15 protein-coding genes and 1 tRNA gene are annotated in these 15,726 nt (G+C 56.7%); 5 read left to right on the top strand and 11 right to left on the bottom strand.

Translation table 11 applies throughout. The features are described 5' to 3' along the window. Positions 1 to 44: 44 nt before the first annotated feature. The 7 genes from NOR51B_RS11355 to NOR51B_RS11325 form a co-directional block, all read right to left on the bottom strand. Positions 45 to 959: a histone deacetylase family protein gene (locus NOR51B_RS11355; protein ID WP_009020445.1), complete on the bottom strand. Its 915-nt coding sequence runs from the start codon at positions 957 to 959 to the stop codon at positions 45 to 47. Positions 960 to 1,108: 149 nt separating this feature from the next. Beyond that, positions 1,109 to 2,140 carry a cyclase family protein gene (locus NOR51B_RS11350; protein ID WP_230198456.1) on the bottom strand — a complete coding sequence of 344 codons (1,032 nt, stop codon included), beginning with the start codon at positions 2,138 to 2,140 and terminating at the stop codon, positions 1,109 to 1,111. A gap of 347 nt (positions 2,141 to 2,487) precedes the next feature. Continuing rightward, positions 2,488 to 3,309: an SDR family NAD(P)-dependent oxidoreductase gene (locus NOR51B_RS11345; RefSeq protein ID WP_009019877.1), complete on the bottom strand. Its 822-nt coding sequence runs from the start codon at positions 3,307 to 3,309 to the stop codon at positions 2,488 to 2,490. A 127-nt stretch (positions 3,310 to 3,436) separates the two neighbouring features. After that, complete coding sequence (locus tag NOR51B_RS11340; RefSeq protein WP_009019409.1) at positions 3,437 to 4,630, bottom strand: MFS transporter; 1,194 nt, start codon at positions 4,628 to 4,630, stop codon at positions 3,437 to 3,439. Then, entirely contained in the window at positions 4,623 to 4,952 is a 330-nt protein-coding gene (locus NOR51B_RS15430; protein ID WP_154647668.1) for a hypothetical protein, read from the bottom strand. The genes NOR51B_RS11340 and NOR51B_RS15430 overlap by 8 nt, the downstream gene beginning before the upstream one ends. 601 nt (positions 4,953 to 5,553) lie before the next feature. Further along, positions 5,554 to 6,540: a HupE/UreJ family protein gene (locus NOR51B_RS11330; protein ID WP_009019139.1), complete on the bottom strand. Its 987-nt coding sequence runs from the start codon at positions 6,538 to 6,540 to the stop codon at positions 5,554 to 5,556. After that, positions 6,537 to 7,256, bottom strand: a complete 720-nt coding sequence (locus NOR51B_RS11325; RefSeq protein ID WP_009020978.1) for a peptidyl-prolyl cis-trans isomerase — start codon at positions 7,254 to 7,256, stop codon at positions 6,537 to 6,539. The genes NOR51B_RS11330 and NOR51B_RS11325 overlap by 4 nt, the downstream gene beginning before the upstream one ends. 202 nt (positions 7,257 to 7,458) lie before the next feature. Here NOR51B_RS11325 and NOR51B_RS15040 point away from each other — a divergent pair, with 202 nt between their 5' ends. Next, positions 7,459 to 8,823: a VOC family protein gene (locus tag NOR51B_RS15040; protein ID WP_009021652.1), complete on the top strand. Its 1,365-nt coding sequence runs from the start codon at positions 7,459 to 7,461 to the stop codon at positions 8,821 to 8,823. A gap of 376 nt (positions 8,824 to 9,199) precedes the next feature. Here NOR51B_RS15040 and NOR51B_RS11315 read toward each other — a convergent pair. Then, a tRNA-Leu gene (locus NOR51B_RS11315) sits at positions 9,200 to 9,286 on the bottom strand. Between the two features lie 170 nt (positions 9,287 to 9,456). Between NOR51B_RS11315 and NOR51B_RS11310 the strand changes: the two genes are divergently transcribed. Continuing rightward, the gene (locus NOR51B_RS11310; RefSeq protein WP_009021182.1) at positions 9,457 to 10,806 is read left to right on the top strand and encodes a sodium-dependent transporter; all 1,350 of its coding nucleotides are present in this window, start codon (positions 9,457 to 9,459) and stop codon (positions 10,804 to 10,806) included. On the opposite strand, the gene NOR51B_RS11305 is transcribed toward NOR51B_RS11310, so the two are convergent. Beyond that, on the bottom strand, positions 10,780 to 10,977 hold the full coding sequence (locus tag NOR51B_RS11305) for a hypothetical protein (protein ID WP_040482062.1): 198 nt from the start codon (positions 10,975 to 10,977) through the stop codon (positions 10,780 to 10,782). The genes NOR51B_RS11310 and NOR51B_RS11305 overlap by 27 nt on opposite strands. A 69-nt stretch (positions 10,978 to 11,046) precedes the next feature. On the opposite strand from NOR51B_RS11305, the gene xrtH reads away from it, so the two are divergent. Together xrtH and NOR51B_RS11295 are read left to right on the top strand one after the other, a co-directional pair. Further along, on the top strand, positions 11,047 to 11,550 hold the full coding sequence (xrtH, locus tag NOR51B_RS11300) for an exosortase H (protein WP_009021673.1): 504 nt from the start codon (positions 11,047 to 11,049) through the stop codon (positions 11,548 to 11,550). Further along, complete coding sequence (locus NOR51B_RS11295) at positions 11,550 to 12,152, top strand: exosortase H-associated membrane protein (protein WP_040482061.1); 603 nt, start codon at positions 11,550 to 11,552, stop codon at positions 12,150 to 12,152. The genes xrtH and NOR51B_RS11295 overlap by 1 nt, the downstream gene beginning before the upstream one ends. Positions 12,153 to 12,276: 124 nt before the next feature. Here NOR51B_RS11295 and NOR51B_RS11290 read toward each other — a convergent pair whose 3' ends face one another. Continuing rightward, the gene (locus tag NOR51B_RS11290) at positions 12,277 to 13,305 is read right to left on the bottom strand and encodes a MerR family transcriptional regulator (protein WP_009020529.1); all 1,029 of its coding nucleotides are present in this window, start codon (positions 13,303 to 13,305) and stop codon (positions 12,277 to 12,279) included. Between the two features lie 181 nt (positions 13,306 to 13,486). Between NOR51B_RS11290 and NOR51B_RS11285 the strand changes: the two genes are divergently transcribed. Beyond that, on the top strand, positions 13,487 to 14,776 hold the full coding sequence (locus NOR51B_RS11285; RefSeq protein ID WP_009019879.1) for a sigma-70 family RNA polymerase sigma factor: 1,290 nt from the start codon (positions 13,487 to 13,489) through the stop codon (positions 14,774 to 14,776). A gap of 21 nt (positions 14,777 to 14,797) precedes the next feature. Here NOR51B_RS11285 and NOR51B_RS11280 read toward each other — a convergent pair whose 3' ends face one another. Next, on the bottom strand, positions 14,798 to 15,682 hold the full coding sequence (locus tag NOR51B_RS11280; RefSeq protein ID WP_009020306.1) for a TIGR01777 family oxidoreductase: 885 nt from the start codon (positions 15,680 to 15,682) through the stop codon (positions 14,798 to 14,800). Between the last annotated feature and the right edge of the window lie 44 nt (positions 15,683 to 15,726).

Here is a 15,726-nt window from a genome sequence, read left to right as displayed (position 1 = left end):
CCGCGCCGATGGGACGTCGGTGCGACGGCCACCGACGAGCGGATTCAGCTACGCAAGGCTTCAACGTGAGCCAGCGCGCTGGTGGACAACGCGCCAATGTCATATCCGCCTTCAAGGGCAGAAACAACTCGCCCTTGAGCGTAAGAATTCGCCAATGACTTAATGTGCCCGGTCACCCAGGTGAAATCCGATTCGGTGAGATTCAGTCCGCCCAATGGGTCGAGATGATGTGCATCAAAACCGGCGGAGACAAAAATCAATTGGGGTGCGTGCCGGCTGATACGGTCGAACCAGTCTTGCTCCACTGCCCTGCGAAACACATTCCCGTCACTGCCCGCCGCGAGCGGAGTAAGAATGACATGGTCCCTGATGAGCTCATCATAACGTCCGGGATAAAACGGATACTGAAAGCTCGAACACACCAGCACCCTCGGGTCATCAGCAAAAATCTGTACAGTGCCGTTGCCGTGATGCACATCAAAATCGAGTATGGCCACCCGCTCGATACCCGGCTGACCCAGGGAAAAATGGGCCGCTACCGCCACACTGTTAAACAAACAAAAGCCCATGGCCGCATCCGACTCGGCGTGGTGCCCCGGCGGCCGTACGGCACAAAATACGCTATCGGCCTCACCTGCCAGCACCGCTCGGGTGCCATCGACCACGGCACCCGCGGCCCGCGTGGCGGCTGCGAGTGATGCCGGGCACAACGCCGTATCCGGATCTACCTGGACAAGCCCCTGCTCGGGAGAGAGCGCCCTCAACTGTTCCAGATAAGCGCCGGCGTGTACCGCTCCAAGATCGTGTGCGCTGGCCAGGGGAGCATCACGAACCTCGCAGTCCTGTAAGAAACCCGTTCGCTCCAAATGCGCCCACACGCCACGCAAGCGATCCGGGCGCTCGGGATGGCCGGACTGGGTTTCGTGTTCAAGACAGTCTGAGTGGGTATAAATCAGCATAAAAATTTCAGTCGTTAATAGATCGCCGGCGCGGGTGTTAACGGATTTTCACCCTAAGGCATCCGGCCAACGCCTCTTCCTATTCAACCGGAACAAGGCGCAGCACGAATCTTTGCGTTTCATTAGCCGTCAACATCAGCCTACGTATCTTAGTAGATCGCGATCGGGTTGCCCGGCGATCCCGTAGCGCCCTTTAACTTCAGCGGCGCCCACGTGAATAAAAATTCGTAAGCCTTGTCTTCCACCAGCTGGCTGAGGTCGAGATTCTCGATATTCCAAATACCACTGCGAGTCATCATCTTCAAATGGCACTCATAAGGTTGCTCGGTCTCGCCGCCACCATCCAGGGCCGTCGCCTCGCTCGAGTGCGTATCGGAACCCCAGAGAATCACTTTGCGCGAAGCCAGATATTCGCAGCCAGAGAGTCCATAACCGGGTGTCCCCGTATTGAAGCGTTCGCGGCGACGGGCCTTTTCCTCGGCGTCAAAACTATCCCACTCGCTGGGATGCCAAATATCGCCGTGTCCGGTGTAAAGAAACACGCAGTCCCCCTCTGCAATAGGTGCTATGCCCTGCCTGGCAACCATCGCCTTAATGTCCTCCGCGGTAATAAAGCCGAGACTCTCGACGCCGCTTTCGGGCGGCACCGGGAGCGGCCCACCACGAAAGCCCACAGCGTCCAAGAGGACACCGCGGCATACAAACCCTTTTTCTGCAATGTGTTCGACACCCAGCGGCCCGAGATCCTCAGGGGTGACATCGGGATCTTCAAGATAGCGCCCGTTATAGAAAAAATCGCCCTTGGAGGTGCGAACACCGATATGCCCCGGCCCATCAAACTGCGTACCCACCTGGCCGATTTCCGCGGTCAGCAGCTCATCGTTACCCACCGCTTCCATGGACCCAATCCCCTCATAGGTCGGAAACCCCGGAATACTCAGCTCCCATTGGCGCTGGCCAAAAAGCGGCATATCCGACTGATAAACCTTGCCCAGCGTTGCCACCTTGCCCTGCTTCACCAGCGCTACCGCATCGAGGACTGTTTTGGGCGTCGTGCGATTGACTGCCCCAATTCGGTCCTCCTCACCCCATTCGCTGGGCGACCAGTTCTCGTTGAGGGGTTCATCATTCGCGGAGAACACGGGTATTGCCGGCAGTGGCATGGCAACAAGAACCATCATCGCCAACACTGATTTTGAAGGTTGGAAACAGAAAGACTTGATCATAATAGGCCGCTCAAATGGTCGAGGTGACAACGTACCTCGGACCTCGGCCGCGTGCAAACGTGGAGCGACTGTTTAACCCTCTTCTGATCAATGCACCGCGTTCAACGCCGGGCCTGAAGTAACCAACCGGTTCGGCAATTCGAAGGGGCACTTCATCAGAACGGCGCCAAGCCCCGAAGTAGCTGTCGAAATAGGCTAAGAAACCTTGCCGAGAGCCGTCGCAGGTCGACGCTGACAGACTCACGACCAGTGATGACGACACCAGTCGTTATGTTGCGAGCAACAACTTTGGCGCCTCACGCCTATCGAAATTCGAGGGTGCCGACGTCAACCATGTCGCCTCCCCCGTCAACCGGCAAGGCAATACCCGTGATGAAAGAGGCTTTGTCGGACACCAGAAATTCGATAACCCGCGCCACCTCGATTGGGTCAGCCAAACGCCGCAGCGGATAGTGCCTTATACAGCGATCGATCGTCTCGTCCACCGAAAGATTTTTCTCTTTCGCCAGGCCACTCATTTCCATTTCCAGCATTTCGGTGGCGACCCACCCAGGACACACCGCATTGACTCTGATTCCCCGCGGCCCGAGGTCGTAAGCCATCGAGCGAGTCAGTCCGATGAGTGCCGTTTTACTGGTCACGTAGCTACACGCGTTTGGCGTTGCTCTAAGGCCCGCCGCCGAAGCAATATTGACGATTGCGGCGCCGGGACGCTCGGATAGCGCCGGAATTGCCGCCAGCGCAACGCGTCGAACGCCGCCCAGATTGATGTCCATGGTCTGGTTCCAGTCATCCTCCGACTCAACGTCAATCGCGCCCTCGCGAGTAATGCCCGCATTGGCAATCACAAAATCGAGCCCCCCATAGTTTTCGACGGCTGCGGCCACCGCGCGAGTACAGGCCTCTTCGGTTGACACATCGCCGGTCACGGCGACACCACCAATCTCATTAGCGACATCATTCAACACGTCCGCTCGACGACCAGTGATGACCACCCGCGCGCCCAAACGTGAGAGATGCCTGGCAGTTGCCGCACCGATCCCGGTCGCACCACCGGTAATGAGCGCCACTTTTCCAGTGAAAGCGTTTTCACTGCTGTAGTTATCGATGTTTGTTGAATTCATTGTGACCCGCCTTATCTATCGAGACTCCGTATTTGAATCATTACCGGTAACACATATAACAAGCGCAAATACGCCTCTCCGCCTCATCGCAGGAGAAGACAAAAGCGTTTTAACGCCCAGGCCAGCTTTACGATGACAGCTCAATGCCGCTTCTGATGCGTCGTCGATGTTCGAGTACCGGCACGGCAATAAAGAAAAGCGCAAGTGCAAAAAAGCCGATCCCCAGCCCATTCACGCTCGCGAATTGCCCTGGGGAAATAAAGTAGGCCGCGATTGCAGGGCCGACCGCCAGGCCAAGCATCTGAGCGGCGACACCGTGAGTGACTACGGTCCCCTTGCGATCAAAACTGGCCAGCGCGGCCAACAGAAAGGGGTGGGTCATATTCCAGGCAAAGTTATAAACACTCACGGCAACCCCGTAGACCAGCGCACCCATTTCCCCAATCAGGAAGAAAAGCGGGATAATCCCACCCAAAATACCGAAGGTAATGGGCGTTAGTCGCCCAAACCGAATAGTAATGAGCACCGCTGCAAATGCGCCTGCAATGCCAAGAAATTGAGAAAGCGTAAGACCATTGGCCACCTGCTGCTCACTGGCCCCACCTTCAACGCCGATGAGGAACAGGTACACCCAGACCACCCCCTGCCCGGTGAAATACAAAAACATGGCCGTGACAGCCATGCCGCGCTGCCATAAAGGTAAATCCACAGCATCGGTCTCTACCTGCGCATGAGTGTCACCTGAAGTGGGCAGGTAACGAACAAAGGGAAGTCCCAGGAGGGTAAACAGCGTAAAAAACAACAATACGCCGGGGATGCCGACAATACTCAAGGCTAAGGGCATCACCCATAAGCCCAACGCGCCAAAGGTCAGCACGGCCATGATCAGATAGCCAAAATTCCGATCCGGGTTGGCGGTCAGGCCGATAATCGTAAAGGTCAGGGAGATAAGGCCGCCAGACCCTATGCCGGCAACAAATCGCCAGCTGGCGAAAACAGCCGGGGTGTCGGTAAAGATGGAGAAAAAGTTACCGCATGCCATTAGTGCAATGGATACGGCCAAAATGACGCGCCAACTAAACCGGTTAACCACAACCGCGATGACCAATGTGGTTAAGGCTATGCCCCACATTTCGACGGAAGCGACATAACCCGCGCTCTGCTCACTGAAGTGATAATACTTGACCAACCCCTGAACAAAGCCGGGCTGAACAATAAAGACAGCAGCGCCAATAACGCCAAGCAGTATCGCCGAAAAAAGTGACAGCGGATGGCTAGGGTGAACCTCCTCGCCAGTATTCCCTAAGTGCTGATCAGACATATTTTGCCCCGCTATGAATCGATACTTCCGAGGTCGAACGTGAAAAATTCGCGGCGGTCATGCGCGGCGCAGGGAAACGATAACTGACAAGAGCGGCTTTGTCACAAGAGGAAGAGCAGAGGTCGGCAAAGCGGGGAATAAGCAGAGCAGCAAAAAAAACGCTAGCTGATCGTCCTGAATCCGTCGCTCCAAACCAGTGCTCGATAGCAAGGTCCAACGGTATCGCCACACTGAGCCCAGTGTACCGCGAGCAATAGTATTTGCTGGCCATCCACATCAAAAATCCGCCATTTGTGTGCAACAAAATCGTATGCATTTCCATCAACGAGCACCCACAAGAGCGTTCCACCCGAGCCGCCCCATAGAGACACTGATGTCGAGCAGGAAAACTGGGATGCGTCTACGATGAGTTCTGGCCTGCCATCACCCGTAATATCACGGGATGTGACCGCTTCATCCGTAGCATCGAAGTGTCCACCCTTAAATCTCGCGCATTCCACTTTTGCCGTTTCCATTATTTCCGCTGCACCGGCCAGGGGCTCAGCGCCTATTACAGACAGAGAGAAACCTAGAAGGAGCGCGCTGCTCAACACAAAGTGCTTAATATCGAATTTCCTGATTCACTAGCTCTCGTTTAGCGGTCAAGCCTACCCAGCGTGCCGGAAAGGTGCAGAGACTGGCCGGTGCAGCATGAACCTGCTGCGTGATTCTCGATTAGCGCCTAGCACCCTGCCAGATCAGGCTGAGGGTGTGAACTTCCCAGGGTCACTGGGCTGCTGAAAACTGTCATGTAGTAACTCTTTTCCTTCATCTTCACTTGCGGGTTTTAAGCTGATCAAAGTCAGCTTTCCTCCCGATCTCCCAGACCCCGAAAACGCCTGCGTTTCAAAGCTTCTTTGCATTGAAGACCCGTTGAGCCCCCTTCAAAACCCAGCCACCCTTTCAATAGTCCAGAATGCAGCGACCGAACCAATGCCATAGGCCGTCGCAGCGGGTAGCCACTTTGCCTTGACCCCCAATAAGCGGACGCCGACAAACTGCAGGGTCAGCACCGCCGTAACGAACAGCAACTGGCCGACTTCAACGCCGACATTGAAGGTCAGCAGCGCCAGCGGTATGGCGGTTTGTGGCAAACCGACTTCGGCAAGCGCGCCGGCGAACCCAAAACCGTGCAGCAGCCCAAAACTGAAGGCGACGATCCAGGGTGCCTGCTCGGTGAGTCCCGTTCGACCCCGGAAGGTATGCACCACTTCGCTGGCAACAAACACAATGCTGAACGCGATAATCGCCTCGACCGGGGGTCCGGGAACCTGGACCCATCCGAGGGTAGCCGCAACAAGGGTCACGCTGTGGGCCAGGGTAAAGGCAGTAACCGTCGCTACAATGCGTTTACCCCCACGAACAATGAGCAGCAGCGCCAGTACAAATAGCAGGTGATCGATGCCGCCGAGAATGTGTTCGACGCCGAGCACGAAATACGCCCAGGCCACCGCTCCGGCCCCCTGGGGCGCCTCGACGATGAATTGCGGCCGCTCCATGGGCAGGCGCTCCACCTGGCTACTCCCATCGAGTCGTTCAACGCGGGCAATCACCTCGGTAACGCCTGCCGCCCTACCCTCAATGGTGAATACCTGCCCCGCCAGGCCGCCGCTGAAACCGATTGTGGTCTGCTCGACCCAGCTATCGCCGGTGGCAACGACACGGGGACCTTCGATAATTGACGCACCTTCGGGTAGGCGAACGTAGGCCGATAAACGCCGGTCACCGCCCTGGGCGGGCACCTTCCACAGCACCGCATACTCATCGTTGCCGAGTTCGCTGATTTCCAGGTACGCCGGACGGAATACGTCCGCAGTTGCCGCAGAGGCAAGCAAAAAAACGAACGCAGCGAGGCAAAGACGCCGGATCATTGCACCCGCTCTTCCCCGCTTACCACCGGCGCCAGCAGTTGGTTGACTTCGTACACGATGGCGTAGCGCTCTTGCAGTGTCGCGTAGACACGCTCCTTGAGCCCGCTCCTGCGCTCGGCGAGGTAGCCTCGTACGACGATTTTGCGACCTTCGTCATATTCGGGCAGCCGCGATGCCTGTCTCGAATCAACGCGGACAAAGTGCAAGCCGTAGCCGGAAGCAACCGGGCCCGCCCATTCACCGATAGCAACGCTCTTCAGGGATTCAGCAAACTCCTCACCAAAGGTACGCCGAACGTCAGAAAGCGTTGCATCCTCCCGCGCGGCCAGCAATAGCGACGCCTCGCCAGCCGGTGTTTCGCTCATTGCCGGAGCCTGTTGCAGCGCTTTAACCTGAGCTTCGTCTGCCGCGCCGCGCGAGGTCGAGTTGATGTGCAGCTGTCGAAAGCTGAAACAGGGATCGAGGCGGTAGCCCTCAGCCTTCTTGGTCAACCATGCCTTGAGTGGAGTAAGGCTGGGTGTTGGCTCAATAAGTTCTTCGCCTATATACCCCATACGACGGGCAACGCGCTGATGCAATACCGAGTCTTTGCGATCAAGCCCCAACGCCAGTCCCTCACGATAGAAAATCTCCTCACGCACCCACTGTTCAACAAGATTCCGAAGCTCATCGCGCGTCGGTGACCGCTTCCAGACGCGGTCGAACTCAGTCGTCAATGCATCGACGCGCCGTTTATCGACAATGATTTCATTTGGGGACTGCAGTGTCCACTCTCCAGGTAAATGTTACCCAGATCTGGCTGGGCGCCGACCTGACGTCGCGGGGGCCTGATGGCTATCGACATCTATGCCGCGACCTGTATTGTTCCCCTTAGGCAACGCATAAGATAGTGCGCGACCACAACTAAAGAGGCTCAACATGATTAGTGCGATCAGGCTTATCGGGTTTTCCTGTCTTTTTCTGTATTCAGCGGTGGCAAGCGCGACCGAAATAGAGCTGACCCGGCATCTGATTCAGCTTGGGGTTGATACGCCGCCGGGCCCGCAGACCAGCACCTTTTTTGGCGTGCCGGGCAAAGCCCGATTGATCGTTTCTGGGGCCGACGAAACACTATCCCTCGAACTGAACAATCAGTCGATCGCCCTGACGAGTGACGGTGATCGAACTGAAGTGCTACTGACCGAATCCAATTCACTCACAGTCAATGTGTTATCAGTGCTGGATAGCCCCGCAAGCATCCGCATCAAACAGGCAGCCGATATTGAACTGAGCGTTGCGTCCTTCATTCACTTTAATACCAATGTCAGCGACTTTGCCACGGCGCGGGACTTCTACGGCTCGCTGGGGTTTGACACCATTAGTGGGTTCCCGGATACCAACACCCAGGCGATGGCGCGTGCCATCGGCATCGAGACGCCGACAGAGTACGACGGCTCCCAGGGCGGAGAGGCCGGCGGCTATTTATTGCACGGCGAGCTCGTAGGCCCGGGCGGTTTTTTTGGTGGCGTGATTGATTTGATTTCATTCACCATCCCCAAGGATGATGCTCCACCCTACGCCGCAGTGAATCATCTTGGTATGGCGCGAGGCGCGATGCTTACCTCCAATCTTGATGCCGACTATGAGTACATGAAGGCGCAAGGCGTGGACCTACTGTCTGCGCCCGTCACACGCGCCGACGGAACACGTTTTTTCATGTTCAAGGATCTGGATGGAACCTTTTATGAGCTAATCGAAGGTAGAAAGGGAGACGGAGATGAGCCGACGGAGACCACCCATATTTACAAGATGGCTTTTGTTAACGTCAATGTCAGCGACTTCGAGCGCTCGCTAGCCTGGTATCAAATGTTTGGCTACGAGGTCTCAGGATCACTTCATGAGACAGACTCCCTCGAAGTGGCCGAGGCCATGGGACTGGATAGACCCTATAGAATAAAGGGTGCCATGCTCACCCATCAGAGCGATGGCTCCGAGATCAAGCTCGTTCAATGGCTAGAGCCGTACAACGCCGAAGCGCCCTATCCGCTTCCCGTTAACCATCTTGGCATTCATCGGATGGCGCTGGCGTCGACCGATATTGAGAGTGATGTCGCCGCACTCAAGGCGCAAGGCGTCGAATTTGTCTCTCCGATTACACCGTGTTGTTCGCCCGATGATCCCTCGAGCAGTATCGTCGCCTTTTACGATCCCGACGGAACGATTGTCGAACTTGCGGAAGTACCCTACCTCTTCAAATTCATCCCCCCCGTGGTGCGTTGGTATCAGGGCCTGTTTGACGACTGATAAACGCTTATTCGACGCTGTCATTTACTGTGGATTCCTCAGAATGACGGCGCCAGGCCAGAAAACCAAGAAAGCTTCCTGCGGGGGGGCTCATCGTAATCGTCTGTAACGACGCCCACGCTAATCGTTATCTTGTTGTGACTGATTGGGGCTGCTGATAATGAGGGTCAGCAAATTGTCTGCCTCGATCTGAGTCGAGGACGGGCGACCAGCTACCCAAGGACCATTGCCTTAATGGGACATACTGCTGTTATTGATTGGCTTGCTCGGTTGGAGCAGGCCACTGTGATCTCGGGCCCGAGGAATAGCCCCTAGATCAGTGGCTGGATATACCGATGCTGAAATGACGGGCCACATCGTGGTTGCCAAGGATTTATGGTGCCCAGGACGGGACTTGAACCCGTACAGCCGTTAGGCCGGGAGATTTTAAGTCTCCTGTGTCTACCAATTCCACCACCCGGGCGTGAACGGCACCGCATTTTCAGCGCGCGAAATATACCATGAATTGTGGCCGCTGCGAGTGCGGCATCTCCCCTCGCGCGTCAATCCGCGTCAATGGTAAAGTTCGCTCGGTGGCGGCGCCGATCGCGGACTGAACGCTGGTAACAATGAATAAAAACGGAGAATAACGTTTTGGCAGCAGGCCGTGGAGAATTCAAATCACGATGGGGTTTTATCCTCGCAGCGGCTGGGTCCGCGGTAGGGCTCGGGAATATCTGGGGTTTCCCTACTCAGGCGGCAAGTAATGGGGGTGCTGCCTTTGTTCTGGTCTATCTGGTTCTGGCGTTTGTGCTTGCCTATCCGGTATTGATGGCCGAGCTTTTGATCGGTCGCCATGCCCACGGTAACGCGGTGGCGGCACTGCGCGGCATATCAAACTCGCGATTGAGCGCGGGAATAGGTGCCTTGACCGGCGGCATAGGTATTCTTATGGCCTGCCTCATCCTGAGCTTTTACGGCATCGTCGCTGGATGGATCCTGGGCTATACGGCCTCGTTTCCGATAGAGGCCTTGGGCTTTACCTCCGCAGCAGACTGGCTCATCGGTTTTGATTTATCGCGCAATATCTCACTGATGGTGCTGTTTATGTTTATGACCATCGGCATTGTGGTCGGCGGGGTTCACGATGGCATCGAACGATGGTCCACCCGACTTATGCCCGCCCTGATTGTTACCCTGATCGCGCTCGCGCTTTATGTGCTGACGCTCGACGGTGCCAGTGCAGGGTTAAAAGTCTATCTACTACCCGATCTCTCGAGAATTTTCTCGGGCGACCTCATCTTCGATGCACTGGGGTCGGCTTTTTTCTCGCTCTCGCTGGGGGTGGGAACCATGCTGATCTACGGCTCCTACCTATCCGATAAAGAAAATCTGCCATCCACCGGTGCGCAGGTCGCTCTCATCGATGTGGGCATCGCCGTTCTCGCCGGATTTTTGATCGTGCCGGCCATGTTTGTCGCCGCTGAGCGCGGTGTCGAAATATTTGATGCCCGCGGCGCCCTGCTTTCAGAAGACACCTTGATCTTCAACGTGCTCCCCGCCCTGTTCGAAACTCTGGGTTTAGCGGGGACTTTTATGGCCACAGCGTTTTTCGCTCTGCTCGGTGTCGCCTCGTTGACCTCGTCGATCTCGATTCTCGAGGTGCCGGTAGCCTTTCTGGTCGAGCAATTTAACTGGCCACGCAAGCGGGCGGCGCTGACTGCGGGCGCTCTGATAGCAACAGTAAGCGGCATTGTTCTGATGAATTTCGATGTCCTGTTTGGTCTGGTGGTCACACTGACTACCCGCTACGGCCAACCTATACTGGGCCTGATGCTGTGCATTTATGCGGGCTGGGTATGGCGCCAGGATAGCCTTCTCGGCGAGCTGAAAAAAACCGATGCAGCCGCCGAAACCTCGCTCTTTTTCAGAATATGGCCGGTTTATGTGCGTTTTGTCTGTCCGGTCATTGTCGGCTCAATCGTCATCCGTTCGATCCTCTGAATCGGGTCCACGGCGCAATCGGTCGAGGTAGCCACCCGAAAAAAAGAGGCCGTAGCAGCCGCTAAGCACCATGAAAAGAATGGCTACCCAATCACCGGTTTCGGAGTAAATCCAGGCGCTGAAAGCAAACATTCCGGCGCTGAGAGCAATGGCGATATACTTTGCAGACATGGGTTGCTACCTTTACCAAAAGCCAATTGTTAATCGTTACTAACACTTCACGGGGATACAAACGGATCAATGGGTCGATTTCTTCTGCTCTTTTGTGGCGCCCTCGCCGTCCTTTTTACACTGGAACTACTCAACCCGGTACAGGCGGCCGTGGTGCAGCCGTTTACCGGCTGGCTGGCATCGGTAAGCGCCGCGCTGGTGACACCACTTGATGCCGATGTTATCAGCACTGGCCGCATTCTCATGGACAGGACCACCGGGTTTGCCGTCTCCATTGAAGCCGGATGTAACGGCGTCGAAGCTTCCATTGTACTGGTCGCCGGGGTGCTGGCCTTTCCGTCACTGTGGCGACATAAAGTGGCCGCTATTTTGCTGGGCTTTGTGGCGATTCAGGCGCTCAATATTTTACGCATCGTGTCGCTCTTTTATCTCGGGCAATGGAACCAGCACATTTTCGAATGGTTCCACCTCTACTTCTGGCCCATTCTCATCATGATCGATGTTCTCGTTGTGTTCGCTGTTTACCTGCGCTGGCTTGCCCGACGCGGAGAACAGGCCTCGGTAGCTGCCTGATGTCCCCCTTTCGGCGGCAGGCCTTCTATACCGTCCTATTATTGCCCATTATGTTCGCGCTCTGGTATGCAGCAGGCAACCTGCTTGCCGCACCGGTGGCATGGCTTGTGGACATTCTCCTACCACTGTGGCTTGGCCACAGTGTCGATACAGCACAATTGAGCGGCACTGACATCATCGTCAGAACATTTTATGGCGAAAACAATGGGGTGATCACCAGTGCTGAAGTGGCCGGTTATCAGATGGGCCTGCAAATCAATACACGCCTTGTCAGTTATGCCATGCCCTTTTATGCCGCCTTACTGTGGGCGTCCAACGTATCGAATCCGCTGGAGCGGTTCGCGAGAGGTCTATTCCTGATCTGGGTGAGCATGACCTTCGGCATCGCCGCCATTGCTGCGAAAGACCTGATGCTCGTCATCGGCGAGCCTTTCCTGTCACAACCGGGCGTGCCACCGGCTCCGGTCATTGCGGTACTTTATCAGTTCAGCGTGCTGCTGATGCCAACACTCGTTCCGGTCGCGCTGTGGGTCTGGCAATTACAGGGCTCGCCCATGTGGGAGCAATTGTCCCGTCAGCTCTCCACGTCAGCCAAGGGCTGACGCCAGGGTTTGCCGTCGCAGTGCTCGTAGTTCGGGCAGTCCCGGGTGCAGCCGCGACAGGGAAGACGCACCCCTGCTGCCACCGAAACGTTTGCATGCTCGTCCCTGTTAACCTCCGTCGCCGTCATCGACCCTGCTCCCCACGCGTCGTCGCCGGCGCCTCAGCAAGTAGCTGCTGAAATTCCTGACCCCGATTTTCGAGCACGGCTTTGAGCGCCTTTTCCATCAACCATCGCGCCTGGTTGGTGTACGCGTAGATGCTCGAGTGCACCGCTGCATCGCGCCAGTTATCCACCGAACACTCACTGCTGTAGGTCTCGAAGTGGTTGAGCGCCATTAACAGATCGGCGATGTGCTTGGGACATTCGCAGTCAAGCAAACTCTTCAGCTTACCCGCCGCGATAAGCTCTTCATCGGTGAAAGTCCGGTCCTTGGGCTGGACCAGTTCGCCCATGTCATATTGCCCCTGGGTCGTATCACGTGCGGTTTTCAAGCGACTGAATTCAAAGGCCAGGCGCGCGGGCTCCGGCGGAAACTCCATTCCCGACGCGTCATGCCGTTCGAGTTCCTCAAGCCACCGCTCATTGGCATAGCGATAGAGCACCAGCACCTTGCCGACCTGTAACCTTGCGCGCAGCGCCTGAATCGCCTGCATACGGGAAGCCGACAAACTGGGACACTCAATCACCAATAGATCAATCTCGCCGTCAAAGGTCAGCTCGTCCAACTGCTCGGTAAGGGTCTCGCGCACCATAAAGGCGCTCACACCGGAGATGCACCCCTGGTGCCCGTCCAGCCAATGGCACAGCTCACGACCGACAAATACCACCGTAGACTTCGCCGCCGGCAGTGCCACTTTGATGCGGTCCCCGCGAGCTTTGACGAGCTGAGCCAGCGTCTTGCTCTCGGCGGAAGCGATTTCGCCGATGCGGGTCCCGTCCGCCACCAATGCGGCAATCAACTGCAGATGATCGAGGTCCGATTGCGTATACTGGCGTCGACCTGTGGCAGACTTGTAGCTCGCCCCCAGGCCATAACGGCGCTCCCAGACTCTTAGCGTGTCCGGCTTCAAACCGGTAAGACGCGCGACAGTTCCAATTCCATAGAGGGGGCGCGGCTCCAAAATGCCCGAGGGCTCGGCGACAGCATTCATAGTCAGTGTCCATTTGTCGTGAATTTGTCGTTGTTACGCCGCGCCTTCCTGGACAGATTAGCCAAATAGGTCAAATGTCCACGTTTTGACCAGAAGATACCTGGACAGGCTGTTCAACTATAAATCCTCTGAGCGCTCAAATACCGTATACCCTGCACAACCCATCAACTAGGACCGTGGCATGCAATACGCCAGTGACAATGACGACAAAGACCTCGAGCTGATGTTCGCTGAAGCGCGCCGGTACCCATTATTGACGGCGCAGCAGGAGCGGGAAATCGACGGTAGGAAGTGGGGTGCAGTGCAAGCGCTGCACGGCCTGTTCGCGGGCACGCCTGAGCTCGCTGAGTACCTGATCACCTTCGCCGGCCAGTGTCTTGAAAATCCCCCGGAGATCAGCCGCTTTCGCAACCGTGAGCAGCATTTTGTGCTGCGCCGGGAGCTCGCCACTTATTTTGCGGGCGCCGATGGCAGTGAGGCCGCAATCGCGCTGTCCAAGAAATTCCAACGTTTACGCAGTGTTGCCGGTAAAAGAAAGCTGGTGGACGCCCTGAACCTGCCCGCCAGCCTGACTGTGGGTATGGCCGTCGCCATGCTGCGTCGCTCGGGAGGGCAATACTCGGACAGCGTCGCCGACGCTATCGGCACCTGGGAGCGACAGTGGCAGTCACCAATCAGCGGCATTGTATTGGAGCGAGACAGCCTGAAGGCGCTGCGTTCAGCCTTAAATGACTACACCAAGGCGCGCGACGCCTTGGTCATGCACAACCTGCGATTGGTCTACTCCATCGCGGCGCGCTACAAGGGCCGCGGGGTCAATTACCTCGATCTGGTGCAGGAAGGCACCCTCGGGTTGATTCGCGCGGCTGAGAAGTTCGAATTTGAAAAAGGCTACCGCTTCAGCACCTACTGCTTTAACTGGATTACCCAGTCGGTCCGGCGCTACGTCGGCGATGTGGGCTCACTCATCCGGTTCCCCACCCATGTTCAGGAACAAATGGGCCGCCTCTACCGGGAAAAAGCGCTGGAGACCGCCCGCACGGGTATCGAGCCCGACGAGGAAACGCTGGCCAAGAATCTGGGCATGGACCTCGACAAGACCCGCGAGCTGCTGCAGCTGCGGAATCTAGGGGTATCGCTGGACGCCCCGCGTTTCGATGACGATGAAGGTACTATGGTTGACAGTATGACCGGAGATACCTTCGGCGATACGGAAGACACCGCCGAGCAGGACTCTTTGAACCGTTTTCTGACCAATGCCATCGACACTCTCGAACCCGCTGAACGGGATGTGGTCACCGCGCGCTGGGGCCTTCACAGCGGCCCGCCCCTTTCCCGCGCTGAAATTGCCGACAAGCTTGGCGTCAGCCGGGAGTGGGTGCGCCAGCTCGAACGATCGGGGTTGAAGAAACTGCGGGGACAGAGCGAGATCAATGAGGCCTACAGCGATTTTATTTCCGCGGAAAACTAAAACGGTGTCCCGGGCTGTTGTCTAGCGGTCCAGGATATCGGCGAGAGCAGCGTCCAGGGTCGGAAACTCAAAGGCAAAGCCGCGCTGTTCGAGCGCGGTGGGAACCACCTTCTGGCCGGTAAGCAGTAGCTCATCGGCCATTTGCCCTAACACCAGGCGCATCACCGCACCGGGGATGCCCATGTTAAACAGCGTGGGCTTGAAACGCCCAACAGTCTGGGCGAATTGCTGATGGGTTACGGCCTTCGGTGCCGTTACATTGAAAGGACCGCGCGCCGCAGGGTCGTTGAGCAGCAGCTCGATGGCATTGACCACATCCCGACGGTGAACCCAGCTGAGCCACTGTTGACCGCTGCCCAGCCAGCTTCCCACGCCAAAGCGAAACGATCGCAACATGGGCTGCAAAGCGCCGCCACCCTGATCGAAAACAACGCCCAGTCGGAGCAGTACAACCCGGGTGCCGAAACTCGATGCCCGCCTTGCCGCAGACTCCCAATCGTCACACAGGGAGGCGGAGAACCCCTCACCGCGAGGGCTGGTTTCATCAAAAATCGCGCTCTGGGACGCGCCGTAGTACCCGATTGCACTACCATTGATGAGGACCGCGGGCGGTTGATCCTGCCGCTCCATCCAGGCGGTCAGGTCGCGTGTAAGGTCCACTCGGCTGGCGATGATTTCCTGCTTGTAGCGCGCAGTCCATCGATGATCGGCGAGGGAAGCGCCGGCGAGATTGATGACGGCATCAACGTGATTATCGATCGCATCGAGGCTTTTGACGTAACGGACATCCGGCGTATCCGCGCGGCTGGCGCGGGACAATACGGTTACGGTGTGGTTTGAGGCGCACAACGCTGGTACCAACGCTGAACCAATAAAGCCCGTACCACCGGTTACCAATAAATGCATTACTGTTTCACACCGTTAAATGTTGATGACATCTGAAAGTATCG

The organism is Luminiphilus syltensis NOR5-1B (assembly GCF_000158175.1).
In the GTDB taxonomy this organism is placed as follows: Bacteria; Pseudomonadota; Gammaproteobacteria; order Pseudomonadales; family Halieaceae; genus Luminiphilus; species Luminiphilus syltensis.
This window is presented reverse-complemented; position numbering and strand designations above follow the sequence as displayed.